Annotated in this window: 19 protein-coding genes; 16 read left to right on the top strand and 3 right to left on the bottom strand. The window is 70.7% G+C overall.

Going from position 1 to position 26,303, the window contains the following annotated elements; all coding sequences use genetic code 11:
- The first annotated feature begins 324 nt into the window (after nt 1-324).
- From ACFWEE_RS12255 to ACFWEE_RS12230, 6 genes are all read left to right on the top strand, one after another.
- A complete protein-coding gene (locus ACFWEE_RS12255) occupies nt 325-1,683 on the top strand; it encodes a DUF4192 domain-containing protein (RefSeq protein ID WP_386888520.1) in 1,359 nt (452 codons plus the stop codon).
- 228 nt (nt 1,684-1,911) lie between these two features.
- On the top strand, nt 1,912-2,673 hold the full coding sequence (locus ACFWEE_RS12250; RefSeq protein WP_386888519.1) for an NUDIX domain-containing protein: 762 nt from the start codon (nt 1,912-1,914) through the stop codon (nt 2,671-2,673).
- Between the two features lie 296 nt (nt 2,674-2,969).
- Entirely contained in the window at nt 2,970-4,694 is a 1,725-nt protein-coding gene (locus ACFWEE_RS12245) for an ATP-binding cassette domain-containing protein (RefSeq protein ID WP_386888518.1), read from the top strand.
- 160 nt (nt 4,695-4,854) lie between these two features.
- The gene (locus tag ACFWEE_RS12240; protein ID WP_386888517.1) at nt 4,855-5,739 is read left to right on the top strand and encodes a FadR/GntR family transcriptional regulator; all 885 of its coding nucleotides are present in this window, start codon (nt 4,855-4,857) and stop codon (nt 5,737-5,739) included.
- 320 nt (nt 5,740-6,059) lie between these two features.
- Nucleotides 6,060-7,601 carry an RNA polymerase sigma factor gene (locus tag ACFWEE_RS12235; protein WP_327178371.1) on the top strand — a complete coding sequence of 514 codons (1,542 nt, stop codon included), beginning with the start codon at nt 6,060-6,062 and terminating at the stop codon, nt 7,599-7,601.
- A 140-nt stretch (nt 7,602-7,741) separates the two neighbouring features.
- Nucleotides 7,742-8,569 carry a S1 family peptidase gene (locus ACFWEE_RS12230; RefSeq protein WP_386888516.1) on the top strand — a complete coding sequence of 276 codons (828 nt, stop codon included), beginning with the start codon at nt 7,742-7,744 and terminating at the stop codon, nt 8,567-8,569.
- Between the two features lie 118 nt (nt 8,570-8,687).
- Here the strand turns inward: ACFWEE_RS12230 and ACFWEE_RS12225 are convergent, their stop codons facing one another.
- Complete coding sequence (locus ACFWEE_RS12225) at nt 8,688-8,921, bottom strand: hypothetical protein (protein ID WP_266709915.1); 234 nt, start codon at nt 8,919-8,921, stop codon at nt 8,688-8,690.
- A 445-nt stretch (nt 8,922-9,366) separates the two neighbouring features.
- Here ACFWEE_RS12225 and ACFWEE_RS12220 point away from each other — a divergent pair, with 445 nt between their 5' ends.
- The 7 genes from ACFWEE_RS12220 (at nt 9,367) to ACFWEE_RS12190 (ending at nt 17,569) form a co-directional block, all read left to right on the top strand.
- Complete coding sequence (locus ACFWEE_RS12220; protein WP_386888515.1) at nt 9,367-11,499, top strand: type IIA DNA topoisomerase subunit B; 2,133 nt, start codon at nt 9,367-9,369, stop codon at nt 11,497-11,499.
- A 169-nt stretch (nt 11,500-11,668) separates the two neighbouring features.
- Nucleotides 11,669-12,220 carry a DUF1453 domain-containing protein gene (locus ACFWEE_RS12215; RefSeq protein WP_386888514.1) on the top strand — a complete coding sequence of 184 codons (552 nt, stop codon included), beginning with the start codon at nt 11,669-11,671 and terminating at the stop codon, nt 12,218-12,220.
- A complete protein-coding gene (locus ACFWEE_RS12210) occupies nt 12,217-13,380 on the top strand; it encodes a sensor histidine kinase (RefSeq protein WP_386888513.1) in 1,164 nt (387 codons plus the stop codon). The genes ACFWEE_RS12215 and ACFWEE_RS12210 overlap by 4 nt, the downstream gene beginning before the upstream one ends.
- On the top strand, nt 13,377-14,183 hold the full coding sequence (locus tag ACFWEE_RS12205) for a response regulator (protein WP_386888512.1): 807 nt from the start codon (nt 13,377-13,379) through the stop codon (nt 14,181-14,183). Before ACFWEE_RS12210 ends, ACFWEE_RS12205 begins: the two co-directional genes overlap by 4 nt.
- 96 nt (nt 14,184-14,279) lie before the next feature.
- The gene (locus tag ACFWEE_RS12200) at nt 14,280-14,756 is read left to right on the top strand and encodes a DUF485 domain-containing protein (RefSeq protein ID WP_386888511.1); all 477 of its coding nucleotides are present in this window, start codon (nt 14,280-14,282) and stop codon (nt 14,754-14,756) included.
- Nucleotides 14,753-16,345: a cation acetate symporter gene (locus ACFWEE_RS12195; protein ID WP_386888510.1), complete on the top strand. Its 1,593-nt coding sequence runs from the start codon at nt 14,753-14,755 to the stop codon at nt 16,343-16,345. The genes ACFWEE_RS12200 and ACFWEE_RS12195 overlap by 4 nt, the downstream gene beginning before the upstream one ends.
- 204 nt (nt 16,346-16,549) lie before the next feature.
- On the top strand, nt 16,550-17,569 hold the full coding sequence (locus ACFWEE_RS12190; protein WP_386888509.1) for a LacI family DNA-binding transcriptional regulator: 1,020 nt from the start codon (nt 16,550-16,552) through the stop codon (nt 17,567-17,569).
- Nucleotides 17,570-17,627: 58 nt separating this feature from the next.
- Here the strand turns inward: ACFWEE_RS12190 and ACFWEE_RS12185 are convergent, their stop codons facing one another.
- On the bottom strand, nt 17,628-19,178 hold the full coding sequence (locus tag ACFWEE_RS12185) for a citrate/2-methylcitrate synthase (protein WP_386888508.1): 1,551 nt from the start codon (nt 19,176-19,178) through the stop codon (nt 17,628-17,630).
- A 124-nt stretch (nt 19,179-19,302) separates the two neighbouring features.
- Here ACFWEE_RS12185 and ACFWEE_RS12180 point away from each other — a divergent pair, with 124 nt between their 5' ends.
- Nucleotides 19,303-20,574, top strand: coding sequence for a citrate/2-methylcitrate synthase (locus ACFWEE_RS12180; protein WP_386888507.1), 1,272 nt, complete (start codon nt 19,303-19,305; stop codon nt 20,572-20,574).
- A 38-nt stretch (nt 20,575-20,612) separates the two neighbouring features.
- Entirely contained in the window at nt 20,613-21,932 is a 1,320-nt protein-coding gene (locus ACFWEE_RS12175) for a CobW family GTP-binding protein (RefSeq protein WP_386888506.1), read from the top strand.
- Between the two features lie 152 nt (nt 21,933-22,084).
- On the opposite strand, the gene ACFWEE_RS12170 is transcribed toward ACFWEE_RS12175, so the two are convergent.
- Entirely contained in the window at nt 22,085-24,535 is a 2,451-nt protein-coding gene (locus ACFWEE_RS12170) for a DNA topoisomerase (ATP-hydrolyzing) subunit A (RefSeq protein WP_386888505.1), read from the bottom strand.
- 393 nt (nt 24,536-24,928) lie between these two features.
- Here ACFWEE_RS12170 and ACFWEE_RS12165 point away from each other — a divergent pair, with 393 nt between their 5' ends.
- Complete coding sequence (locus tag ACFWEE_RS12165; RefSeq protein WP_386888504.1) at nt 24,929-26,296, top strand: M16 family metallopeptidase; 1,368 nt, start codon at nt 24,929-24,931, stop codon at nt 26,294-26,296.
- The last annotated feature ends 7 nt before the right edge of the window (nt 26,297-26,303 follow it).

Raw genomic sequence — 26,303 nt, 5'->3', positions numbered from 1 at the left:
GGTGGTTCATGTCCCTTGCCGCACCGTCCGGTTGAAATCCGCTGTGGCGGGACGGAGACCGGCCGGGAGGGCGATCGAGGGACTGGAGAGGGGAAGGGCGGCCGTACCGACGGCCGCCCACGCGGTGGGCGCGTGCGAGGAACGAAGCGCGGCGTTGTGTACTGAGCGGTTCAACGTGCTGGTGAGTGGTCATGGCCCCATGAGAACCCCGGGTACTGACAATCCGCCAGTGACGCTCTGTGCCTGTGGATGAGTACCTGGGGGGAAATGTCGAAGTTATCCACAGGGGTCGCGGAAATCTGAGTGGTGCGAGACGGTCATGCCATGAACAAGCACTACGAATCCACCAGCTCCTCCGACGCTCAGCAGGTCACTCTGCGTGGCCCTGCGGATCTCGCCGATGCCCTTCCCTACCTCTTGGGGTTCCATCCGACCGACAGCGTCGTCCTGGTGGGACTGCACGGTGGCCGTGGCCGTTTCGGGGGGCGACTGCGCCAGGGAATCCCGCAGTCGGCACAGGAATGGGGCCCGGCGGCGGACCAGTTGGCGGACTGCCTGATCTCGGGAAGCGAGCAGCGCGGTGGCCGGCCGGACGCGATTGTTCTCTTCCTCTGCCAGGACCCGTCCACGGGGGAGTCCGCCGACGAGGTCATGGAGAGGCTGCGGCCCTTCGCTCAACTCCTGCGCACCGCTTGCGGGTCACTCGACGTTCCCGTGCTGGAGGCGCTCTGCATCTCCAACGGCAGGTACTGGTCGTACTGTTGCCCGGACGGCCGGTGCTGTCCGAAGGGCGGCACCTTGCTCGCCCTTCCGGGCACCACCGTGATGGCCGCCGCCGCGACCTATGCCGGGATCCAGGTCAGAGGGTCGCTCCGGGAGCTGGAGCAACGGCTGGTGCCTTGGTCCGGCGCGCACGAGCCGGAGCAGCTCCGCGCACTGGACGAGGTGGGCGCGGCGATGGTGACCCGCATCCTCGACACCCACGGACGCAGCCAGGTGGCCAGGGAGACCCTGGATCTGGCGCGGGGGCTGCTGGAGCGGGTCGGCGACACGCCCGTGCCCTCGGCCGAGGGTGTCGCCGACTTCCACGACGACGGCCTGATCAGCCACGACGAGGCCGCCGCCGTGATCCTGGGGCTTCAGGACAGGGAGACCCGGGACCGCGCCGCGCGATGGATGGAGGGCCCGGAGGCCCATGCGGCACTCCGCCTCTGGCGCGCCCTCGCCCGGCGTTGTGTGGGCCCGTACATGGAGCACGCAGCCGCCCCGCTGGCGCTGGCCGCCTGGGTCTCGTGGTCGACCGGGGACGAACCCGGCGCACGCGTGGCTCTCGAACTCGCCCTGCGGGCGGACCCCGACTACACCTTCGCCCGGCTCCTCCATCAGGCGTGCGACGAAGGCGTGGACCCGGAGAAGCTGCGCCGCTGCCTTCGGGAGGAGGAAGAAGAGGCCAGGCGGTCCGCCGCCGGACCAGGCGTCCAGCAGCCGGATCCGACGGAGCCACACAGGGTGGACCGGGCGGGGACGGGCGCGTCGGCAAGGTCGTCGGCCGCCGCGCGGAGCAGGAGGGTCTCCGCCCGCACCCGCCCCGTCTCCCCGGCCAATCCGGGGACGGCACGGGCCAGGCGCCGGGAACGGCTGCCGCGAGGGCACCAGGAGGACAGGGACGGCACCGGCGGCTGAGCTCGCTCGCCCCTGCCCCGATGCGGCCCGGTTGCTCCGATGCGGCCCGGTCTCCTCATGACCCCGTCTCGGTGGGAGCGGTGTGGTCCCGCGGGGGAGACCGCACCGCACCGCCACCCGCCGAGGCCGGAGCAACCGGAGCGCAACGCCCGCACCCGTCCCGGTGGCCGCGCCTTCGGACGTGCCGAATGGAGTGTTTATCGTCAGGGAGACGACTATGATCACCGCATGCCGTCCTACGACCCGTCGACGTTCCCGCCCTTCGCTGTCACCGTCGACCTGGTCGTGCTGACCGTGCGGCGCCACGCGCTCTGCGCGCTGGTCGTACGCCGCGGGGAAGCACCCTTCCAGGGCCGTTGGGCGCTGCCCGGCGGCTTCGTCCGCGCGGACGAGGACCTGAGCGCCGCAGCCGCCCGCGAACTGGTCGAGGAGACCGGACTCTGCGCACACGACCCGGCCGCTCCGGTCGCCGGAAACGGCGCCCACCTCGAACAACTCGCCACGTACGGCGCCCCGTCCCGTGACCCGCGCATGAGGGTCGTCAGTGTGGCCCACTTGGCGCTCTCGCCGGACCTCCCCGCTCCCCGCGCGGGAGGGGACGCCAACGGGGCGCGCTGGGCGTCGGTGGACGATCTGCTCGCGGCCGGCGGTGACACGGTGGGGGAGGAGTCCTCCGCGCCGCTTGCGTTCGACCACGCCCGCATCCTCGCGGACGGAGTGGAGCGGGCCCGCTCCAAGATCGAGTACTCCTCGCTCGCCACGGCGTTCTGCCCTCCCGAGTTCACGGTCGGAGAACTGCGACGCGTCTACGAGGCCGTGTGGGGTGTGGTTCTGGACCCCAGGAACTTCCACCGCAAGGTCACCGGGACGCCAGGATTCCTGGTGCCCTCCGGCGGTACGACAACCCGACAGGGCGGTCGACCCGCCCAGTTGTTCCGTGCGGGTTCGGCCACCGTGCTCAACCCGCCCATGCTGAGGCCCGAAGTCTGAGGCCCGAAGTCTGAGGCCCGAAGTCTGAGGCCCGAAGTCTGAGGCCCGAAGTCCGAGACCGGAAACCGGAAGCCCGAGGGTGTGGTCCGAAAAACCGACAGTACGACCTCGCTGGTCTGTCGGCCCGGGCGGTCAACGGGCCGGCTCGAACGCGGTGACTCCTTGGCTCCCCAAGACCGCGAGCGCGGAACACTCGTAGGATTCCGGCTGCACCAAAAGTCGCAAATGTCGCGTTATGTTGCTGAGGTACGCACGCTCCCTGCCGCCGAGCGCTCACACCTTCCGCGAGAGAAGCGATGCTCCAGGCCATCGGACTGACCAGTGCCCGCCGCCGCGACCTGCCGCCCGCGGTGGACGATCTCACCTTCGAGGCCCGCTCGGGCCGTGTCACCGCGCTCCTCGGCGTTCCCGGTGCCGGAAAGACGACGGCCCTGCGGCTGATGCTCGAACTCGACCCCGGACGCGGAGTCACCTACTTCAGAGGCCGCCCCCTCCACCGGATCGGGCACCCGCCCAGGGAGGTGGGCGTGCTCCTCGGAGACGTACCGGGGCATCCGGCGCGGACGGCGCGCGGGCAGCTGCGCATGCTCTGCGCCGCCGCGGGCGCGCCTCTGTCCCGCGCCGACGAGATGCTCGACGTCGTCGGTCTCTCCGGTCTCGGTGACCAGCGCATCGGCGGGCTCTCCGTCGGGATGGACCGCAGACTGGGGCTCGCCTCGGCCCTGTTGGGCGACCCGCACACGCTGCTGCTCGACGATCCCACCGATGGCCTGTCCTCCCGCGAGCGCGGCTGGCTGTACGGACTGATGCGGGCACACGCGGCCCAGGGGGGCACGGTGCTGTGGACCACGAGCGACCCCAAGGAGGCCGTCCGTTCGGCGGACCGCGTCGTCACCATCGGTGGCGGCAGGCTCGTGGCGGACCAGGAGGTCGCCGACTTCGCCCGTACCCGGCTCCGCCCTCGCGTCGCCGTGCATTCCCCGCACGCCGCCCGTCTCGCCGCGGTGATCGGGCGGGAAGCCCGGGAAGCCCGCAGGTCCGTGGAGATCGTGGCCGAGGAAGGCGCTCGCCTCTCGGTCTACGGGAGCAACTGCGCGGAGATCGGGGACGCCGCGTTCCGGTACGACATCCCCGTGCACCTGCTCGCCGACGAGCTCGGTGACGCGGGCCCTCCCGCACCCCCCGCGCCCGCTCCCGCCTCCGCGGCGGCGCTCTCCGAACTGCCGCCGCCCATCACGGTGCGTCCTCCGCGGGGCCCGCTGCGCCCGATGAGGTACGAGGTGAGGCGCATGCTGGGGGTGAGGACAACGACGTTGATCATGGCGGTGGTTCTGGTCGCGTCGGCTGCCGCCTCCGTCCTGCTGGCGCGTATCGGGGGAGTCTCGCAACCGCATCTGCTCGCCGGCTGGCCCGCGCTGCTGCCGCTTCCTCCGGCGGCGCTCGGGGCCGGGCTGCTGGGAGCACTCTCCTACGGTGACGAATTCCGCTACCCGGCTCTCGCGGCAAGCAGGGGGACGGTGCCGAGGCGGCTCGGTCTGCTCGTGGCGAAACTCCTCGTCACCGGCGTGGTGGCAGCGGCTCTCGCGCTCCTCGTCGTGGTCTGCGACGTCCAGTTGCTCCGCCTCTTCTACGGGGAGAAGGTGGCCGCGGCGCCGGGGAACGCGACCGCCCTGGCCGCGAGTTGGATCGGACTCTCGGTCGGCTGCGCTTGGGCGGCGCTCCTCGCGGCGGGAATCTTCCGGGTGGCCGGGGCCGGAGTGGCGGCGGTGCTCGCTGTTCCCGTGCTCGTGATGCCGCTGTTGCAGAAGGTGTTCGCAGGGCCCGCGGCGCACGCTCTCACCGGCCTTCCCGCACGCCTTCGCCAACTGGCCTGGCTCGACATCCCGCCGGGGCCGGACCGGTGGCTGCTGGCGGCCGGCCGGATTCTGGTTCAGCCCGTCGGTCTCGCGCTCCTGGTCTCGCTGGCGGCTCTGGTCTGCGCCTACGTCGGTACCGCCCTCCGGAACAGGGCGCGTTGGTGACCGTGGGAGAGTCGACGGTCGACTGCCGAACCCCAACTCGGCTCTGACTGACCGAATTGAGACGATAAAGCGTCAATTGCGACGCGGGCGACGATCACCCTTTCGTGTGCTTTTCAGCAAAGACCTCAAGGGGCGTGCGAGCCACGCCGACAAATGATGCGTGAGTACCCTTGCGCACACCATGATGACCACCGCCCGCTCCGCCGATTCCGGCCTCGCCGGCCCGGGCGATATCGACCGTTACCCCTACACGGAGCCGGCCGGCGACCGAGCGGCGCTGCGTTCCTGGGGCGGCTCCGAATCCGAGCTGGGGCGCACCGGCAGGCGGGGGTCGGCCAGCCGTGGCCGAGGCCTCCACGGCCAACTTGTCCAACAGCTCGGTCAGATGATCGTTTCAGGTGACCTCGGCGCGGACCGCCCTCTCGTTCCCGAGGAGATCGGGCAGCGGTTCGAAGTCTCCCGCACCGTCGTGCGCGAGTCCCTGCGTGTCCTCGAAGCCAAGGGTCTGGTCAGTGCCCGCCCCAACGTGGGGACCCGGGTGCGTCCGGTCAGTGACTGGAATCTGCTCGACCCCGACATCATCGAATGGCGCGCCTTCGGCCCCCAGCGCGACGACCAGCGTCGCGAGCTGGCGGAGCTGCGGTGGACGATCGAGCCGCTCGCGGCACGGCTCGCCGCCGGGCACGGCCAGGAGGACGTGCAGCAGCGGCTCGGCGACATGGTCGAGATCATGGGGCACGCGCTGGGGCAGGGGGACGGGGTCACCTTCTCCCGTGCCGACGCCGAGTTCCACGCCCTGCTGATCCAGGCCGCCGGCAACCGCATGCTGGACCACCTCTCCGGCATCGTTTCCGCCGCTCTCCACGTCTCCGGCAGTCCGGTCACCGGATGCGACCGGCCCAGCGAGGCATCGGTCGGCCAGCACGCCCGGATCGCCGACGCCCTCGCCTCGGGCGACCCGGCGGGCGCCGAGTCGGCCATGCGGCAGCTCCTCGTCGTCCACCCCGAGGTGGAGCGAGTGGTTCCGGCTCCGCGCGAGCACTGAGGGCGGTACGGCCGGGGTATACGCACCCTGTGCCGCCGGACCGCGCGGTCCGGCGGCACAATTGTGGGGAGATGTCACCCTTGGCACTGTTCATCGCAAATGAGGTGTGACTCGGGCCACGCGGATTGGGCGTAACACTCCTCGAAGCAGTGCGATGACCTAAGAGGTGACCGCCGCGGAAGGAATACAGCAGCCATTCGGTGCGCTGTGCAGTTCCCCGGCCAAGCCCGCGCCGTCGGCGACCATCCAGTCGGCGGACGTCGGTTCCAGCCCTCCAGGGCCGGGCCGGAAGCCGTTTCCATCGTTCCGAGAGGTTGTTCGTGTCGGCCAGCACATCCCGTACGCTCCCGCCGGAGATTGCCGAATCCGAGTCCGTCACGGCGCTCATCGAGCGGGGAAAGGCTGATGGGCAGATCGCCGGCGACGACGTGCGTCGGGCCTTCGAGGCTGACCAGATTCCGCCAACCCAGTGGAAGAATGTTCTGCGCAGCCTCAATCAGATCCTCGAGGAAGAGGGTGTGACGCTGATGGTCAGTGCCGCGGAGTCGCCGAAGCGCGCCCGCAAGAGCGTCGCAGCGAAGAGCCCGGTCAAGCGCACCGCCACCAAGACCGTCGCGGCGAAGACGACCGTGACGAGGACCGTCGCGGCGTCCGCGGCCCCGGCCGTCGACAGCGCTGACGCGTCCGGTGAATCCGGCGCGGTTCCCGCGAAGAAGGCGGTGGCCAAGAAGGCCGCCGTGAAGAAGACCGCCGTGAAGAAGACGGTGGCCAAGAAGACCGCCGCCAAGAAGTCCGGCAAGCAGGACGACGACCTCCTCGACGGCGACGAGGCGGTCGAGGACGTCAAGGTCGGCAAGGGCGAGGACGAGGAGGGCGAGGGCGAGAACAAGGGCTTCGTCCTCTCCGATGACGACGAGGACGACGCTCCCGCGCAGCAGGTCGCCGTCGCCGGTGCCACCGCCGACCCGGTCAAGGACTACCTGAAGCAGATCGGCAAGGTCCCCCTCCTCAACGCCGAGCAGGAGGTGGAGCTCGCCAAGCGGATCGAGGCGGGTCTGTTCGCCGAGGACAAGCTGGCGAACGCCGACAAGCTCGCGCCGAAGCTCAAGCGCGAGCTGGAGATCATCGCCGAGGACGGCCGTCGGGCCAAGAACCACCTGCTGGAGGCCAACCTCCGTCTCGTGGTCTCGCTCGCCAAGCGCTACACCGGCCGCGGCATGCTCTTCCTGGACCTGATCCAGGAGGGCAACCTCGGTCTGATCCGCGCGGTCGAGAAGTTCGACTACACCAAGGGCTACAAGTTCTCCACGTACGCCACCTGGTGGATCCGTCAGGCGATCACCCGTGCCATGGCCGACCAGGCCCGCACCATCCGTATCCCGGTGCACATGGTCGAGGTCATCAACAAGCTGGCGCGCGTCCAGCGGCAGATGCTCCAGGACCTGGGCCGTGAGCCCACTCCGGAGGAGCTGGCCAAGGAACTCGACATGACCCCCGAGAAGGTCATCGAGGTCCAGAAGTACGGGCGCGAGCCGATCTCCCTCCACACCCCGCTGGGTGAGGACGGGGACAGCGAGTTCGGTGACCTGATCGAGGACTCCGAGGCGGTCGTTCCGGCCGACGCGGTGAGCTTCACCCTCCTCCAGGAGCAGCTGCACTCGGTGCTCGACACCCTTTCCGAGCGTGAGGCGGGCGTGGTGTCCATGCGCTTCGGTCTCACCGACGGCCAGCCGAAGACGCTGGACGAGATCGGCAAGGTGTACGGGGTGACGCGCGAGCGCATCCGGCAGATCGAGTCGAAGACCATGTCGAAGCTCCGTCACCCGTCGCGTTCGCAGGTTCTGCGCGACTACCTCGACTGAGCCGACCGGGCAATCCGAAGGGGCCGGGGGCCCGGAACCGATGTGTTCCGGGCCCCCGGCCCCTTCGGTCTGAGGGTGCGGGCCGCTTCGGACTGGATGACTCTGAGTAGGTGATATCCACCTCGGAGTCAGGAGCGTTCATGTCCCACAGGTTTTCCCGTGCCTTGACCGGAGCGGTCGCGCTGGCATCCGCCGCCGCTCTGGCGGCCGGGTCCCAGGCGTCGGCCGCGACCGGCAGCATCATCATCGGAGGTGAGCCCGTCAGCGTGGCGGACAGCCCGTGGGTGGTGGCGCTGTCCAGCCGCGCCCTGTTCGGGGAGTCGCGCGCCGGGCAGTTCTGCGGGGCGGTGCTGGTCGCTCCCACCAAGGTGCTGACAGCGGCCCACTGTCTCGGCTCCGACGTGCTCGGGGGCGAGGTGGCCGACGTACCGGACTTGCGGATCGTCGCCGGCCGGGACGATCTGCGCGGCACCGGAGGGCGTGAGATCCCGGTGAAGGACGCGTGGATCAATCCCGCGTACGACCCCGCCACGAATGTGGGCGACGCCGCCGTCCTGACACTGGCGGAGGCGCTGCCGGAAGAAAGTGCGATCCCGGTCGCCCGGGACGGTGACGCGGCCTATTCTGCGGGCGGACAGGCGCTCGTCTACGGCTGGGGGGACACGACCGGGTACGGAACGTACGCGTCCACGCTGCGGGCGGCCTCTGTACAGGTTCTGTCGGACCAGGCGTGCGCCGTCGCCTACCCCGGCGGCTCACGCGGGACGTACGAAGCCTCCTCGATGGTCTGCGCCGGCGACCCGGAGGGGGGCTACGACGCGTGCCAGGGGGACAGCGGAGGGCCGCTGGTGGTCGACGGGCGCCTCATCGGGCTGGTCTCCTGGGGCAACGGCTGTGCGCGCGCCGACAGCCCGGGGGTCTACACGAGGGTCTCCGCCGCAATCACCTGGGCGGAAGGCGAGATCTGAGCCTCTCCGCAGCGGACGGCGCTGCGCGGACATGAGAACGGGCGGCCTCCCCCACACCGGGGAAGCCGCCCGTCGGACGGTCGGGGACCGGCCCATGGCTCGTCGTGGATGCGAGGTGTCAGTGTTGTGCCTCGTCGGCGGCACCGGCCTGTACGGCGGTGAGCCGATCCGTCTCATCCTGTATTTCCGCGGCGATCTTCTTGAGTTCCGGCTCGAACTTGCGCCCGTGGTGGGCGCAGAAGAGCAGTTCACCGCCGCTGATGAGGACGACGCGCAGGTAGGCCTGGGCGCCGCAACGGTCACAGCGGTCTGCTGCGGTCAGCGGGCTCGCGGGGGTCAGAACAGTAGTCACGTCGCCTCTTCTCTAGCTCGACGAGCTGTCGTACCAGGGTCAACATCCAACCAGGCCGAAAACGTTCCCGCTCGTGGCATTTCTTCGAAAACTTCTTTTCAGGTGGCTGGGCTGCCGACGGTTGGCGGCGAATGTGCCGTAATGCGGAGCGCTACGGTTTCGCGTTGCTGGTGTCGGGTCGGTCCTCCGGCTGGCTTGCCGGTTGTTCATGAGGACGTGCCCGGAGCCTAAATGGTTCATGCCTCAAATGGAACGTGATGTGCACGTCACTCCGAGGAATGATCGAACATCCATGCGATCCGCTGGGGGGCTCGACTAGCATGATGATTCCCCGAGGGTGGCGTGACAACCGCTCTACCAGGCCTCGGTAGGCTTTCAGCGGCCACCACGGCCGCGCCCGATACCCAAACGGGCCCCCTTTGAAATTCAGCGAGGAGCGAACCGCGTGACCGCCGATACGTCCGTGCCGTCCACTGCGCTGCTGACCGGAGCCGGCGGCGTCGTCGACAAGGACAGCTCCAACTACACCGCGCGGCACCTTCTCGTCCTCGAGGGGCTGGAGGCCGTCCGTAAGCGACCCGGCATGTACATCGGGTCGACGGACAGCCGCGGCCTCATGCACTGCCTCTGGGAGATCATCGACAACTCGGTCGACGAAGCCCTCGGGGGGTACTGCGACCACATCGAGGTGATCCTCCACGACGACTCCTCGGTCGAGGTCCGTGACAACGGCCGCGGCATTCCGGTCGACGTCGAACCCAAGACGGGCCTCTCCGGGGTCGAGGTCGTCATGACCAAGCTCCACGCGGGCGGCAAGTTCGGTGGCGGCTCCTACGCGGCCTCCGGCGGCCTCCACGGCGTCGGCGCCTCCGTCGTCAACGCGCTCTCCGCGCGGCTCGACGTGGAGGTCGACCGGAACAGCTCCACCCACTCCATCAGCTTCCGGCGCGGGGTGCCGGGCATCTTCGTGGAGCAGGGGCCGGACAGCCCCTTCGACCCGGCCAACGGGCTCCGCCGGACCAAGCGGGTACCCAAGGCGCGCACCGGCACCAGGGTCCGGTACTGGGCGGACCGGCAGATCTTCCTCAAGGACGCCAAGCTCAACCTCGAGACGCTGTACCAGCGCGCTCGCCAGACCGCCTTCCTCGTGCCCGGTCTCACCATCGTCGTGCGCGACGAGCGGGGCCTGGACGGCGAGGGCAAGACCGAAGAGACGTTCCGCTTCGACGGCGGCATCAGCGAGTTCTGCGAGTACCTCGCCCAGGACAAGGCCGTCTGCGACGTGCAGCGACTGACCGGTCAGGGCACCTTCAAGGAGACCGTTCCCGTCCTGGACGAGCGCGGGCACATGACCCCGACCGAGGTCACCCGCGAGCTGGGCGTCGACATCGCCCTGCGCTGGGGCACCGGGTACGACACCGTGGTCAAGTCCTTCGTGAACATCATCGCCACGCCCAAGGGCGGCACCCACGTCACCGGATTCGAGCGCTCGCTGACCCGCACGGTCAACGAGGCGCTGCGTTCGGCCAAGCTGCTCAGGGTCGCCGAGGACGACGTCGTCAAGGACGACGCCCTGGAGGGCCTCACGGCGGTCGTCACGGTGCGGCTCGCCGAGCCACAGTTCGAGGGGCAGACCAAGGAGGTGCTCGGCACCTCGGCCGCCAACCGGATCGTCGCCAACGTGGTGGCCAAGGAGCTCAAGGCCTTCCTGACGTCGACCAAGCGCGACGCCAAGGCGCAGGCCAGGGCCGTGCTCGACAAGGCAGTGGCCGCCGCCCGCACGCGCATCGCCGCACGGCAGCACAAGGACGCCCAGCGCCGCAAGACGGCCCTGGAGTCCTCGTCCCTCCCCGCGAAGCTGGCCGACTGCCGCAGCGACGACGTGGAGCGCAGCGAGCTCTTCATCGTCGAGGGGGACTCCGCACTCGGGACGGCCAAGCTCGCGCGCAACAGCGAGTTCCAGGCCCTGCTGCCCATCCGGGGCAAGATCCTCAACGTGCAGAAGGCGTCCGTCTCGGACATGCTGAAGAACGCCGAGTGCGGGGCGATCATCCAGGTCATAGGAGCCGGGTCCGGGCGGACCTTCGACATCGACGCGGCCCGTTACGGCAAGATCGTCCTGCTGGTGGACGCCGATGTCGACGGCGCGCACATCCGCATCCTGCTGCTCACGCTCTTCCAGCGGTACATGCGGCCGATGGTGGAAGCGGGCCGGGTCTTCGCGGCCGTGCCCCCGCTGCACCGCATCGAGCTGGTCCAGCCGAAGAAGGGCCAGGACAAGTACATCTACACGTACTCGGACGGTGAACTGCGCCAGACGCTGGTGGACCTGCGGCGCAAGAACATCCGCTTCAAGGACTCCATCCAGCGGTACAAGGGCCTGGGCGAGATGGACGCCGACCAGCTCGCCGAGACCACGATGGACCCCCGGTTCCGGACCCTGCGACGGATCAACATCGGCGACCTGGAGTCGGCGGAGAAGGTCTTCGACCTGCTGATGGGCAACGAGGTCGCGCCCCGCAAGGAGTTCATCACGAGCTCGGCGGCCACTCTGGACCGCTCACGCATCGACGCCTGAGCCGCTCGTACCGCTCCGCGTCTGGTGCGGGGCCGACGCCTCTCCACCCACCTCCACCCACGGGTGGAGAGGCGTTCTCCACCCGTGATCAACCCGGGGGTCGATCCGTCGGCAGCCCCCGCTCCGTAGCGTCGAAGGCGTCTGATCTTCCCGTTCTCCGGAGGGCGCCATGTCCGGCGTTGTGAGTGTTGTTGCGATCGTCGCCGTCGTCGGCTGGACGCTGCTGCGTCAGTTCTCGGCACGTCCTCTGTCGGCCCGGTGGTGGCTCCTTCCCGCCATCCTGGCGGTGCTCGCCTTGCGCGGCGGGCCGCTGCTCGACGCGCGTCACGAGACCCTTTCGGCGGAGGTACTGGCGGCCGAGCTGGCCCTCGGGCTCGTCCTCGGCGCCGGCTGGGGATGGACGACCCGACTCTGGCGGGAGCCGGACGGCACCCCGTGGTCCAAGGGCACTCGTGTCTCCGCCTTCGTCTGGGCGGGTGGTCTGATGCTCCGCGCCGCTCTCTGGGCCGTCGGGGCGGTCGCAGGGGTGGAGCAGAGCGGTGACGGTCTCCTGCTTGCACTGGCCGTGACCCTCCTGACGCGAGGAGGGACCCTGGCCTGGCGCCTCGGGGGGCTGTCGGCCGAGGCGGGGCCCGGAGGAGGTCCCGGGGACCGATCACCCACCGTGATCCGTCTCGTCGACGGGATACGGACGCCCTCGGCAGGAAAGGACCTTCCGTGACCGGGGTGAGCTGGACATCCTGGCCCTCTCGCGAGGCGCTCACGCGCACGCCGAGACTCCCTGCCCGGACCGTTCTGTCCCTGCTCATCTGGGCCCTGGTCGCCGCAGGACTGCTCTGGGCAGCGCTGAGCGACAGCCGGTCCGGTCCGGCTACGCTCCCGGTCGCGCTCGCGGTGATGGCTTGCTACGTCCCGGTGGCGCGGGGCTACCACCGGTTCACCCGGGAGCACCGTCTGTGGCCGGCTCTGGCCCTGCTGCTTCTCCTGGCGGGACTGGCACTGGTCGCCTACGGGGCGGGCACGACGGCGCTGGCGACCGCTCTGTGGTGCGCCAGTACCGTCCTCGCCATGGCGAGGCTGCCGCTCCGGGCGGCGGTGGCCGCGGCGTCCCTCACCCTGGCGTGCTTCGCGGTCCTGGCCCGTGGCGGGTGGATGACCACCCTGTTGACGGGGGCGGGTCTCTGCTTGGGCGGCTACGTGATCCGGTTGGACGCGGAAGCGAGCGGGAGCGCTCGGAGGCTGCTCGTCCATGAGCGCGCCGCCCGGGCTGCGGAGGCGGAGAGGGCCGCGCTGGACGAACGTTCCCGGATCGCCCGGGAGATCCACGACGTGCTCGCGCACAGTCTGTCGGCCCAGATGGTGCATCTGGAGGCGGCGAGGCTGCTGATCGAGCGTGAACCCTCCGGTGCGTTCCGTGACCAAGTCCTGGAAAGGGTCGTCTCGGCCCGCTCGATGGCCCGGGTGGGGCTGACCGAGACCCGGCAGGCGCTCTCCGCCCTCCGGGGCGAGATGACGCCCGTCGAGGACTTCCTGCGGGACCTGGTTTCCACCGGAACGGTCGAACTGGGCGTCGAGGGGCCCCGGCGGCCCCTGTCGGCCGGAGCCTCGCAGGCGGTGCGGCGGGTCGCGCAGGAGGCCGTCACCAATGCGCGCAAGCACGCCCCCGGAGCGCATGTTCGGATACGGCTGGAGTATCTGCCGGACACGGTGAGTCTGGAGGTGCGGGACTCGGGGGGAGGGGCGCCGGACGCGGAGCTGATGACCGGTGGGCCGGGCTACGGTCTGACCGGAATGCGGGAGCGCGCCGAAATCCTCGGCGGGACCTTGGAGGCAGGGCCGAGTGAGGAGGGATTCGTGGTGAGTCTGCGAGTGCCCGCGTGAGCGCGCGGGTGGTGGTCGCCGACGACCAGTCGGCGGTCCGGGAAGGCATTGTGATGCTGCTCGGGCTGCTGGGCGTCGATGTGGTCGGGGCTGCCAGGGACGGGGAGGAGGCGGTGGCGCTCGTCGCGGAGCACGCACCCGACGTGGTCCTGATGGACCTGCGGATGCCGCGCTGCGACGGTGTCGAGGCGACCCGGCGGGTTCGCACGGAGTACCCGGGGACCCACGTCGTGGTGCTGACCACCTTCGACGACGACGAATCGCTCTTCGCGGCGCTGAGGGCGGGTGCGCGGGGCTTCCTCACCAAGGACGCGGGCGGTGAGGAGATCGTGCAGGCCATCTCGGCCGTGCTCTCCGGTGACGCGGGTCTCTCACCCGCCGTGCAGCGGCGGCTACTGGAGCGCGTGGCCGGTGAGCCCGATGTGCCCCCGCACGCATCCTCCCGGGACCGGAGCCCGAGCCCGAACCCGGGTCTGGGCCCGAACCCGAGCCTGGGGTGGAGTCGGAGCCGCAGCCGCAGCCGGAGCCTGGGTCCTGGCCATGGTCCGGGGCAACGTCAGAGGCAGGGCCAGGGTCCCGGGCTTCCCGACGGGCTGACGCCGCGTGAGGCGGAGGTGCTGGTGCTCATCGCCGAGGGGCTTTCCAACGCCGAGATCTCACGTCGACTGCATGTGTCGCAGGCCACGGTGAAAACACACATCAACAACCTGTTCGCCAAGACGGATGTGCGGGACCGGGCACAGGCGGTGCGCTACGCATACGTACAGGGGCTCGCACGGGCACCTGGGACGGATGTCACCTGAACAGGTGAAAGCGGTGCATGCCGCAACCGAGATCCACCCTGTCCGGACACTCTTGACCGAGCGGCCGAAAAGGTTCGCGGACAAGGGAGTTGTTCGGTGGAGAAGGAAGCAGGGCGGGAGGCCGTGGCGACGCGGCCCGACGACTCGTGGTATCACGCACTGTCCCCCGGTTCGGGCGAGCAGAACGGTACGGGGACCGCGGTGAGCGACGCGCCGCCCGTGCCCGGGGCTCCGCAGAGCGGCCACAGCGCTGCCGACATCTACCGAGAGGTCCAGCAGAGCGAGGCCTTCCGCGAAGTCCGCCGCAGGTACCGGAGGTTCGTCGCCCCGGCGACCTGCGCGTTTCTCCTCTGGTACCTCGCCTACGTGGTCGCGGCCACGGGGGCACCCGGGCTGATGGCCCGTCCGGTGGCCGGTGCGGTGAATGTCGCGATGGTCGCCGGGCTCGGCCAGTTCCTCACCACCTTCCTGCTGACCTGGGCGTACGCGCGGCACGCGCGGCTCCGCCGGGACCGGGCGGCGCTCGAACTGCGCTGGGAGACGCAGGAGCTGACGAGAGGGATCGACCGGTGAGCGGAGACCACCAGACACTCGCGCTGGTGCTGTTCAGTGCTTTCATCGCCGTCACCCTGGGCATCACCACCTGGGTCGGCCGCACCCGCAAGGGCTCCGCCGAGGAGTTCTACGCCGGGGGCCGCCTGTTCTCCCCCATGGAGAACGGTTTCGCCATCGCCGGCGACTACATGTCGGCCGCCTCGTTCCTCGGGATCTCCGGGCTCATCGCGCTCTTCGGGTACGACGGCATGCTGTACTCGGTCGGTTTCCTCGTCGCCTGGCTGGTCGTTCTGTTCCTGGTGGCCGAACTCGTCCGCAACTGCGGCCGGTTCACCCTCGCCGACGTGGTCGCCGCACGCATGGCGGAACGCCCCGTACGCACCGCGGTCGGCGCGTCTTCGGTGACCGTCTCCGTGCTGTACCTCGTCGCGCAGATGGTCGGCGCCGGCAGCCTGGTCGCCCTGCTTCTCGGTGGTACCAGCGGGGCGACCCGCTCCTGGACCGTGGTCGGGGTCGGTGCGCTCATGGTCGTCTACGTGTCTCTCGGCGGCATGCGGGCCACCACCTGGATCCAGATCGTCAAGGCGGTCCTCCTCATGGCGGGCACGGTCGCTCTCACCGTTGCCGTCATGGTCCGATTCCACGGTGACGTCAACGAACTGCTCAACTCCGCGGCCGAACACAGCGGCCACGGGGCGGAGTTCCTGGCGCCGGGCCTCAAGTACGGCGGAAGCTGGACGGCACGCTTCGACTTCATCAGCCTCGGGGTGGCGCTGGTGCTCGGCACCGCCGGGCTGCCGCACATCCTGTCGCGCTTCTACACCGTCCCGACGGCGCGCGCGGCTCGCCGGTCCGTCGTCTGGTCGATCGGGCTGATCGGTAGCTTCTACCTGATGACCATCGTGCTCGGCTTCGGCGCGGCGGCGCTCGTCGGGTCGGCGGCGGTCCGGTCCTCCAGCGAGGCCGGGAACACCGCGGTACCTCTGCTGGCGCTCGCGCTGGGCGGCGGAGAGGGCTCCACCGGCGGAACGATCCTCTTCGCGGTGGTCGCGGCCATCGCCTTCGCCACGATCCTGGCCGTGGTCGCGGGAATCACCCTCGCTTCCTCCGCCTCCGTCGCCCACGATCTCTACGCCTCGCTCCGCCGCCCGGGCGGCAAGCCGTTCGGCGAGGTCGCGGTGGCCCGGGTGGCTGCCGTCGGGATCGGGGTGGTCGCCATCGGGCTGGGCCTGCTCGCCCAGGACCTCAATGTGGCCTTCCTCGTCGGGCTGGCCTTCGCGGTAGCCGCCTCGGCCAACCTTCCCGCGCTGCTCTACTCGCTCTTCTGGAAGAACTTCACCACGCGCGGTGCGGTCTGGGCCGTGTACGGGGGGCTGGTTCCGGCGCTGGTTCTCGTACTGCTCTCGCCGGTCGTCTCCGGTGGGCCCAACTCTCTTTTTCCTGGGGTCGACTTCCAGCTCTTCCCGCTGGAGAATCCGGGTCTCGTCTCCATTCCGCTGGGGTTTCTCGCGGGGTGGATCGGCACGGTGACCTCCGCCGAGGCGCCCGACCAGGACAAGCACGCCGAGACCGAGGTCAGGTCGCTGACCGGAGCCGGGGCAGTGTGACCGGAGCCGGGCGGGGTGACCGTAGAGTCGGTGGGCGTGAGCGGGGCCGGTTGGCATGAGCGGGTCCCGGTCGCCGTGAACGGGGCCGGGCGGTGTGGGCGGGGCCGGGCGGGTGCCGGATTACCGGGCGAGGCGGGCGCGGGGTGAGTGGCGGATTCCGCAGGCACGCAATCGGTTTGCGCTCCTTGCGCTAATCTTGCGCTCATGACGCGACGACTTGCTCAGGTGGCACAGAAGGTTGGGGTCAGCGAGGCCACGGTCAGCCGGGTGCTGAACGGTAAGCCAGGCGTCTCGGACGCCACCCGGCAGGCAGTGCTCTCCGCGCTGGACGTGCTCGGATACGAGCGCCCGACCCAGCTGCGGGGTGAGCGGGCCAGGCTGGTCGGGCTCGTCCTCCCCGAGCTCCAGAACCCCATCTTCCCGGCCTTCGCCGAAGTGGTCGGCGGCGCCCTCGCCCAGCAGGGACTCACCCCCGTGCTCTGTACGCAGACCAAGGGCGGGGTCTCCGAGGCGGACTACGTGGACCTGCTGCTCCAGCAGCAGGTGTCCGGGGTGGTGTTCGCCGGTGGCCTCTACCACCAGGCCGACGCCGTCCACGACCACTACAAGGTGCTCGCCGACCGGCGCATCCCCGTCGTCCTGATCAACGCGGCCATCGCCGAACTCGGTTTCCCGGGTGTCTCCTGCGACGACTCCGTCGCGGTCGAGCAGGCATGGCGGCACCTCGCCTCGCTCGGGCACGAGCGGATCGGCCTGGTGCTCGGCCCCAGCGACCACGTCCCCTCCCAGCGCAAGCTCGACGCCGCACGGCAGTTGGCCCGCGAGTACGGGGCGACCATCCCGGACGAACATGTCGCGCGGGCCATGTTCTCGCTGGAGGGCGGCCAGGCGGCGGCCTCCCGGCTGCTCGACCGTGAGGTCACCGGCATCATCTGCGGCAGCGACCCGCTCGCGCTCGGCGCGGTCCGTGCGGTCCGGCGCCGGGGGCTCTCCGTACCGCACGACGTCTCGGTGGTCGGCTACGACGACTCCGCCTTCATGAACTGCACCGAACCGCCCCTGACGACGGTTCGCCAGCCCATCGAGGCGATGGGCCGGGCGGCCGTCGAGCTGCTGTCCGTGCAGATCGGGGGCAAGGCCGTGCCCTCCGACGAACTGCTCTTCGAGCCGGAACTGGTGGTGCGCGGCTCGACCGCCCCGCCGCCGCGCGAGAATTCACGCTGATCTGTCGCTATCTTGCGCTCCCGGAACGCCCCGTTCGGGGTGAGGGGGCAGCCGAGGGTCAGGACGGAGCCGCAGAGGGAGCTGCGGAGGGGGCCGGGGTTGGCAGTGCCTGCGGCGGGGGCGGTCCGGTGTACTGGCCGCGGGGTCGCAGTCGCAATGGCCGCTCCGCGTACTCCTCCAGGGCGTGCGCGATCCAGCCCGCCGTGCGGGCCACCGCGAAAACGGTCTCGCCCGCCTCGGCCGACATGCCCGTGGAGACCGAGAGCACGGCCAGCGCGAGATCGATGTTGGCGTGCAGGGGTACGTGCCGTGCGGCGGTGGACACCACGTCACGAGCCGCGGCGACCACCGGCGCGGCCTCGGGAATGTCCTCAAGGAGGGTGAACAGGACCCGCGCCCGGGGGTCTTCGCCGTTGTAGAGGCGGTGGCCCAGTCCGGGCACGCTCCGCCCGGCCCGTAGGTGCTCGGCGACGACCGGTGCGGCACTGCCCCGCTCCACGACCTCGCGGAGCATTCGGTGGGCGAGCCCGCTGGCCGCGCCGTGCAGCGGTCCCTCCAGCACCCCGAGCCCCGCCGAGACGACGGCGTACGGATGCGCGTGCGCGGAGGCCGCCACCCGGACGGCGAGGGTGGACGCCGCGAGGTCGTGGTCGATCAGCAGCGCGAGCGCGGTGTCCAGGACGGCGAGCGACGCGGCGTCGGCGGGACGCGCGGTGAGCGCGGGCCACAACCGGGCCGCGATGCCGGGGCCGTGGTCACCGGCGGTGTCCGCCGTGTCGAGGTCCATGCCGTCGGGACCCATGTCCCCGGGCCCCGTACCCGTGGACCCCACACCCCCGGGAACAGCGTCCCCGGACCCCGCACCCCCGGAACCGGTGCCCCCAAAACCCGCGATGCCGCGCGCGTCGGTGGCCGGGGCCGGCGGGCGCAGCGCCTCGACCAGGGTCGGGATCAAGCCGCGGGCCGCGCCCAGGACCGAGGCGGGGGAGAGGTCGAACCGCAGCGGATCGGCCGCCGACGCCGCGACGACGGCGACCCGCAGCCGGTCCGTCGTCCCGCTGTGCGCGGGGAGGGCGGCCACCGCCTGCCGCGCCGCTGTCAGGGTCTGCGCCGGAGCGGAGAAGCCAACGCCTGGTTCGAGCCGGCCCGTCCACAGCCATTCGACGACTTCTTCGTAGCTGTGGCGCAGGGCGAGTTCGCCCGCGTCGACGCCACGGTAGTAGTACCGGTCCTGGTCGATGAGGGTGATGCCGGTACGGAAGACCAGATCGGCCCCGCCCGCCGGAACGGCTTCGCGTCGGCCCGTACGCCGCGCCAGGGCCCTGACCTCGTCGCCGTCGAAGGTGCTGCCCCGCCCTCCGGGCGCCCGCACGCTGCTGAGCTGGCCGCGGCTGACGTAGGCGTACACCGTCTCCGGTTTCACGCCGAGCAGAGCGGCCGTCTCGCGGGTGCTGAGTCGTTCCGCAGCGTGCCGTTCCGGGCCGGGCCGTTCGGGGCTGGGCGGTTCCGTGCTGAGTCGATGCGCGCCGGGCGGTTCCGCGTCGTGCCGTTCCGCACCGTGCCGATCCGCGCCCGCCGCGTCGAAGCCGCGCGCTCCTTGATCCGTCATGCGCTCACCGTATCCACTCGTCCTGTATTGATTCAATCAATATTGACGCCCATGGAGTCAAGCATGGATAGTCGAATCAATAGTCAGGAAGACCCGAACAGGACACCCGAAGAGGAGGCCGGCGATGCCGACCGAAACCCACAGCCCCGCCCAACCCCACAGCCCGGCCCAACCCCACAGTCCCGCCGGACCCCACAGCCCCACCGAGACCCGTGACCCGGCCGGGACACGCGGTCCCGCCGAGCCCCGAGGCGCCGCCACGACCGCCGTGCCGCGCGGCCTCGCGGGCGTCGTCGTCACCGACACGGCCTTGGGCGACGTCCGGGGGACCGAGGGCTTCTACCACTACCGCCAGTACTCGGCGATCGAGCTGGCGGAGACCCGGAGCTTCGAGGACGTCTCGTACCTGATGTTCCACGGCGAACTGCCCGACGCCCCGGCCCGCGCCGCGTTCGCCGCGCGCCTCGCCGAACTGCGCCACCTCCCGGACGAGGTCCGTGCGGCGCTGCCCGCCATCGCTCGCGCCGGAGCGGTGTCGGGACCGCTGGCCGGGCTGCGTACCGCGCTCTCGCTGCTCGGGGCGTCCGCCGGGTACCGCCCGCTGTACGACATCGAACCCGGGCGCCGCCGTGAGGACGCGCTCGCCGTCTGCGCGGCGGTGCCCACCCTGCTGACCGCGTTGCACCGGCTCGGCGAGGGACTCGACCCCGTCGAGCCGCGCGACGACCTGCCGCACGCGGCCAACTACCTCTACATGCTGACCGGCGAGGTCCCCGACCCCGTCCGCACACGGGCCGTCGAGCGCTATCTCATCTCCACCGTCGACCACGGGTTCAACGCGTCGACCTTCACCGCCAGGGTGGTCGCCTCCACCGGGGCCGACATGGCTGCCTGCCTGGTCGCGGCGGTCGGCGCGCTCTCCGGCCCGTTGCACGGCGGCGCGCCCAGCCGCGCCCTGGACACCCTGGACGCGATCGGCACCCCGGACCGCATCGACGGCTGGATCCGTGAGCAGGTCCTCTCCGGCGGACGGATCATGGGTTTCGGTCACCCCGTCTACCGCACCGAGGACCCTCGTTCGCGCATGCTGCGGGGGATCGCCCAGGACTTCGGCGGCCCACTCGTCGACTTCGCCGTCGAGGTGGAGCGTCAGGTGGAGGCCATCCTCGCCGAGCTCAAGCCGGGGCGTGAGCTGCACACCAACGTGGAGTTCTACGCCGGGGTCGTGATGGAGCTCTGCGGGCTGCCGCGGGCCATGTTCACGCCCACCTTCTGCGCGGCGCGGGTGGTCGGCTGGAGTGCCAATATCCTGGAGCAGGCGGCGGACTCGAAGATCATCCGCCCGGCGGCCCGCTATGTCGGGACGCCTCCGCCGCAGCCGGTCCCGGCCCCCTGACCGACGGCTGCTCCGCTGCTCCGTGAGGATGGTCCGTCTTGCCCGCTCCGGTCGCGCCGGGCGATGCCCGCATTCCGCAGATCCCGGTCATCGTGCTCGCGGGCTTCCTCGGCTCGGGCAAGACCACGCTCCTGAACCACCTGCTCCACCACCGGGCCGGCAACCGCATCGGCGTGATCGTGAACGACTTCGGGGCCATCGAGATCGACGCCATGACGGTCGCCGGGCAGGTCGGTTCGACGGTTTCGCTCGGCAACGGCTGCCTGTGCTGCGCGGTGGACGCCGGCGAACTGGACACCTATCTGGAGACCCTGACCCGGCCCGCCGTCCGCCTCGATCTGATCGTGATCGAGGCCAGCGGACTCGCCGAGCCGCAGGAACTCGTACGGATGCTGCTGGCGAGCGAGAACCCCCGGATCGTCTACGGGGGGCTGGTGCAGGTCGTCGACGCGGCCGAGTTCGACCGCACCCGGGAGCGGCACCCGGAGACCGACCGGCACCTCGCCGTCGCCGATCTGGTCGTGCTCAACAAGACCGACCGTATCGACGGAGCCGAACACGACCGGCTGCGTGCCTCGGTCGCCGCGCTGACCGACCGCGCCGCCGTCGTCTCCACCGAGCACGGACGGATCGATCCGGCGCTGCTCTTCGACCCCGCGCTCCGCCCGGACACGGAACAGGCGGCGGCCCGCCAGCTCACCTTCGAGGACCTGCTGGCAGAGGACGCATCGGCAGAGGACGCGTCGGCAGACGACCCACAGGCGGAGGGCCCGGAGGCGGAGGACCCGCAGGCAGAGGACCCGTCGGCAGGCCGGCCGGACTCCGCCGGAGCGGGGAACCACGCCGGTACGGGGAACCACCGCGGCACGGGGAACCACGGGAGCGCGGGGAGCCGCGCAAGGGCCCATCCCCACGCGGCGTACCAGAGCGTCGAACTCTCCACCGGTACGCCCCTGGACCCGCGCCGCTTCATGCGGTTCCTCGACTCCCGGCCGGAGGGGCTGTACCGGATCAAGGGCTTCGTGGACTTCGGCGCGGCCGATCCCCGCAACACCTACCTGCTGCACGCGGTGGGCAGGTTCCTCCGGTTCGTACCGCGTCCGTGGGGGCGTGGCGAACCGCGGCTCACCCAGCTCGTACTGATCGGATCGGGGTTCGACGCGAAGGCACTCCTGCGGGAACTGGAGGAGTGCCGGGTGCCGTCGACGGACGACCCCGGCCCGACCGTCGGCGCACCGGGCCCCGAGCCCCGCGACGCCGACGAGCTGGAACGCGCCATGTGGGGGGTGCTGCGTTACGTGGCCGACGACCGGCCCGCCGAAAAGGGCGGCGCGGACGCCGAGCCGGACCCGGCGTAACGAACACACCGGGCGCGCCGACCCGGCTCGCGGACGGGCCGAAGACGGGTGCGGGCGGAAGGCCGGGGCCCGCCCCCGCCTTCCGCCCGCACCCCGTCCACTTCCGGGAAGCCGCCCGCCCCCGCCTTCAGCGAAGCCGTTCGCTCCCGCGCCTACACCGGACCCGCGACCGCGGCGACCGGGTCGGTCATCGGGATGCCCGAGCCGTCGCGGCGCGGGTCGGGTTCCGGCAGCCGGGCCGGGGTGCCGTTCTGCTGTGCGGCCCGGGCGGGCAGGGGACCGGCCCAGGCGAAGACCAGCACGTCCTCACCCTTGAGGAACCGCTGGCACCGCACCCCACCGGTGGCCCGGCCCTTGCGCGGGTACTGGTCGAACGGTGTCAGCTTCGACGTGAACACCGAGTCGTCCAGCGTGCCGTGCGAGCCGGCCACCGTGAACACCGCCGCGTCCGCGGCCGGTTCGACCGCGGAGAAGGACAGCACCTCGGCGCCGTCCGACAGCTTGATCCCGGCCATGCCGCCGGCCGGACGTCCCTGCGGACGCACCTGGGCCGCCGGATAGCGCAGCAACTGCGCGTCGGACGAGATGAAGACCAGGTCCTCCTCGCCCGTACGCAGCTCCACGGCTCCGACGATCCGGTCGCCCTCCTTCAGGGAGATGACCTCCAGCTCGTCCTTGTTGGCCGGGTAGTCCGGCACGACCCGCTTCACCACGCCCTGCAGGGTGCCGATCGCCAGCCCCTGCGACGTCTCGTCGAGCGTGGTCAGGCAGATCAGGTCCTCGCCCTCCTCCAGCGTGAGGAACTCCGGCACCGGGGCCCCGCCCGAGAGGTTGGGCGCCGCGTGGGTGTCCGGCAGCTGGGGCAGATCGATCACCGCGACGCGCAGCAGCCGTCCGGTGGAGGTCACCGCCCCCACCTCGCCGCGCGCCGTGGCCGGTACGGCCGACACGATCACGTCGTGCTTCGCGCGCTTGCCGTCCTCGTCCTCGGCGACCGGGTCGGCGTTGGCCGTCCGGGCGAGCAGACCGGTCGAGGAGAGCAGCACCCGGCACGGGTCGTCCGCGACCTGCAGCGGTACGGCGGAGACCTGCGAACCCGCCGACTCCAGCAGCACCGTGCGCCGGTCGGTGCCGAACTTCTTGGCCACCGCGGCCAGTTCGGAGGAGACGAGCTTGCGCAGCTCGGCGTCGGACTCCAGGATCGTGGTCAGCGCCTCGATCTCGGAGTTGAGCCGGTCGCGCTCGCTCTCCAGCTCGATCCGGTCGAACCGGGTCAGCCTGCGCAGCGGGGTGTCCAGGATGTACTGCGTCTGGATCTCGCTCAGCGAGAAGCGCTCCATGAGCCGCTCCTTCGCGGCCGAGGAGTTGTCGCTGTCCCGGATGATCCGGATGACCTCGTCGATGTCGACGAGGGCGACGAGCAGCCCCTCCACCAGGTGCAGCCGGTCGCGCCGCTTGGTGCGGCGGAACTCGCTGCGCCGGCGCACGACCTCGAAGCGGTGGTCGAGGTAGACCTCCAGGAGCTCCTTGAGCCCCAGGGTGAGCGGCTGTCCGTCGACGAGCGCGACGTTGTTGATGCCGAAGGACTCCTCCATCGGCGTCAGCTTGTAGAGCTGCTCCAGCACGGCCTCCGGCACGAAGCCGTTCTTGATCTCGATGACCAGGCGCAGTCCGTGCGCGCGGTCGGTGAGGTCCTTGACGTCGGCGATGCCCTGGAGCTTCTTCGACGAGACCAGGTCCTTGATCTTCGAGATGACCTTCTCCGGACCGACCGTGAAGGGCAGTTCGGTGACGACGAGGCCCTTGCGGCGCGCGGTGACGTTCTCCACGGCGACCGTCGCCCGGATCTTGAACGTGCCGCGCCCGGCGGCGTAGGCGTCCTTGATGCCGCTCAGGCCGACGATCCGGCCACCGGTCGGCAGGTCGGGGCCAGGGACGAACCGCATCAGCGCTTCGAGGTCGGCGTTCGGGTACCGGATGAGGTGGCGCGCTGCGGCGACGACCTCGCCGAGGTTGTGCGGGGGCATGTTGGTCGCCATGCCGACCGCGATCCCGGACGCGCCGTTGACCAGCAGGTTCGGGTAGGCGGCCGGGAGGACGACGGGCTCCTGCTCCTGGCCGTCGTAGTTCGCCTGGAAGTCGACGGTGTCCTCGTCGATCGACTCCGTCATCAGGGACGTGGCGTCGGCCATGCGGCACTCGGTGTACCGCATGGCGGCCGGCGGGTCGTCGTTGCCGAGGGAGCCGAAGTTGCCGTGTCCGTCCACCAGCGGGAGCCGCATGGAGAACGGCTGCGCCATGCGCACCAGGGCGTCGTAGATCGACGCGTCACCGTGCGGGTGGAGCTTGCCCATGACTTCGCCGACCACGCGGGCGCACTTGACGTACCCGCGGTCGGGGCGCAGCCCCATCTCGTTCATCTGGGACACGATGCGGCGGTGCACGGGCTTCATGCCGTCGCGCGCGTCGGGCAGGGCCCGGGAGTAGATCACCGAGTACGCGTACTCGAGGAAGGAGCCCTGCATTTCGTCGACGACGTCGATGTCGAGGATCTTCTCCTCGAAGTCGTCCGGCGGCGGGGTTTTCGTGCTGCGGCGGGCCATCGCGGCTGCGACTCCTTCACAGATTCTGTCGGGCAACCTGAGGTTCTGACGCGGACCATTGTGGACCGCCCCGCCGACAGTGCCGACCTCGACCCGTCCCAAGCGGCCCGCCGGGACCCGCGGGGGCGCCCGTTCCCACGGGTTCCCCGGCCGTCGCCCACGCCGTGACGAAGCCCGTCACGGCGGTCGCGCGGGAGGCCGTACCGGAGCGCGGGACCATCCTTACGGACCGGCCCCGGCACGCGGGCGCCCGCACCGCGCGTCAACATCAGGCGTCAAGAACAAACCAACGAGCACAACATCGAAGGAACGGGAACTTCGCCAGGTACCCGTGCGCTTGCTTACAGTGGCAGGTCTGGCAGAAAGTCCAGTACCGCGATCGAAGGGACGTACATGCCCATGGGTCACACGGCCACCGCACAGGCCGGCTCCGGCGGCCTGACAGCGACCGAGCACCGTCTGGCCAATGGCCTGCGCGTGGTGCTCTCCGAGGACCATCTGACCCCGGTCGCCGCGGTCTGCCTCTGGTACGACGTCGGCTCCCGCCACGAGGTGGAGGGGCGGACCGGCCTCGCGCACCTCTTCGAGCACCTGATGTTCCAGGGATCGAAGCAGGTCAAGGGGAACGGCCACTTCGAGCTCGTCCAGGGCGCCGGCGGTTCGCTCAACGGCACGACGAGTTTCGAGCGCACCAACTACTTCGAGACCATGCCGACCCACCAGCTGGAGCTCGCGCTCTGGCTGGAGGCCGACCGGATGGGCTCGCTCCTCGCCGCGCTCGACGAGGAGTCGATGGAGAACCAGCGGGACGTCGTCAAGAACGAGCGCCGCCAGCGGTACGACAACGTCCCGTACGGCACCGCGTTCGAGCGGCTCACCGCCCTCGCCTACCCGGAGGGTCACCCGTACCACCACACGCCGATCGGCTCCATGGCCGACCTGGACGCGGCGACGCTGGAGGACGCGCGGACGTTCTTCCGTACGTACTACGCGCCCAACAACGCGGTGCTCTCGGTCGTCGGCGACATCGACCCCGAGGAGACCCTCGCCTGGATCGAGAAGTACTTCGGCTCCATCCCGTCCCACGACGGCAAGAAGCCCCCGCGCGACGGCTCGCTCCCCGGCACCATCGGCGGTCAGTTGCGCGAAGTGGTGCACGAGGAGGTCCCGGCCCGCGCGCTGATGGCCGCCTACCGGCTGCCGCACGACGGCACCCGCGAGGCGGACGCCGCCGACCTGGCCCTGACCGTGCTCGGCGGCGGCGAGTCCTCCCGGCTGCACAACCGGCTGGTGCGCCGTGACCGTACGGCGGTGGCCGCCGGGTTCGGGCTGCTGCGGCTGGCCGGCGCGCCCTCGCTGGGCTGGCTGGACGTCAAGACGTCCGGTGGCGTGGAGGTCGAGAGCATCGAGGCCGCGGTCGACGAGGAGCTGGCGCGGTTCGCCGCCGAGGGCCCCACGCCGGAGGAGATGGAACGCGCGCAGGCACAGTTGGAGCGCGAGTGGCTGGACCGTCTCGGCACGGTCGCCGGCCGCGCCGACGAACTCTGCCGCTTCGCCGTGCTGTTCGGCGACCCGCAGCTCGCGCTGACGGCCGTGGGGCGCGTCCTGGACATCACCGCCGACGAGGTGCGGAAGGTCGCCGCGGCCACGCTGCGTCCCGACAACCGTGCCGTGCTGGTCTACGAGCCGGTCGAACCGGCCGACGAGACCGGTGCCGAGGACGGCGCGGACACCGACGCCCACGAGGAGGCCGCCAAGTGAGCGACGC

This window comes from Streptomyces sp. NPDC060184 (genome assembly GCF_042728795.1).
Lineage (GTDB): Bacteria > Actinomycetota > Actinomycetes > Streptomycetales > Streptomycetaceae > Streptomyces.
This window is presented reverse-complemented; position numbering and strand designations above follow the sequence as displayed.

Coding starts and splice junctions, on each gene's coding strand:
- ACFWEE_RS12185 (WP_386888508.1), bottom strand. CDS start 19,178: ATGACGGATCAAGGAGCGCGCGGCTTCGACGCGGCGGGCGCGGATCGG.
- ACFWEE_RS12230 (WP_386888516.1), top strand. CDS start 7,742: ATGTCCCACAGGTTTTCCCGTGCCTTGACCGGAGCGGTCGCGCTGGCA.
- ACFWEE_RS12245 (WP_386888518.1), top strand. CDS start 2,970: ATGCTCCAGGCCATCGGACTGACCAGTGCCCGCCGCCGCGACCTGCCG.
- ACFWEE_RS12170 (WP_386888505.1), bottom strand. CDS start 24,535: ATGGCCCGCCGCAGCACGAAAACCCCGCCGCCGGACGACTTCGAGGAG.
- ACFWEE_RS12250 (WP_386888519.1), top strand. CDS start 1,912: ATGCCGTCCTACGACCCGTCGACGTTCCCGCCCTTCGCTGTCACCGTC.
- ACFWEE_RS12215 (WP_386888514.1), top strand. CDS start 11,669: ATGTCCGGCGTTGTGAGTGTTGTTGCGATCGTCGCCGTCGTCGGCTGG.
- ACFWEE_RS12255 (WP_386888520.1), top strand. CDS start 325: ATGAACAAGCACTACGAATCCACCAGCTCCTCCGACGCTCAGCAGGTC.
- ACFWEE_RS12190 (WP_386888509.1), top strand. CDS start 16,550: ATGACGCGACGACTTGCTCAGGTGGCACAGAAGGTTGGGGTCAGCGAG.
- ACFWEE_RS12180 (WP_386888507.1), top strand. CDS start 19,303: ATGCCGACCGAAACCCACAGCCCCGCCCAACCCCACAGCCCGGCCCAA.
- ACFWEE_RS12165 (WP_386888504.1), top strand. CDS start 24,929: ATGCCCATGGGTCACACGGCCACCGCACAGGCCGGCTCCGGCGGCCTG.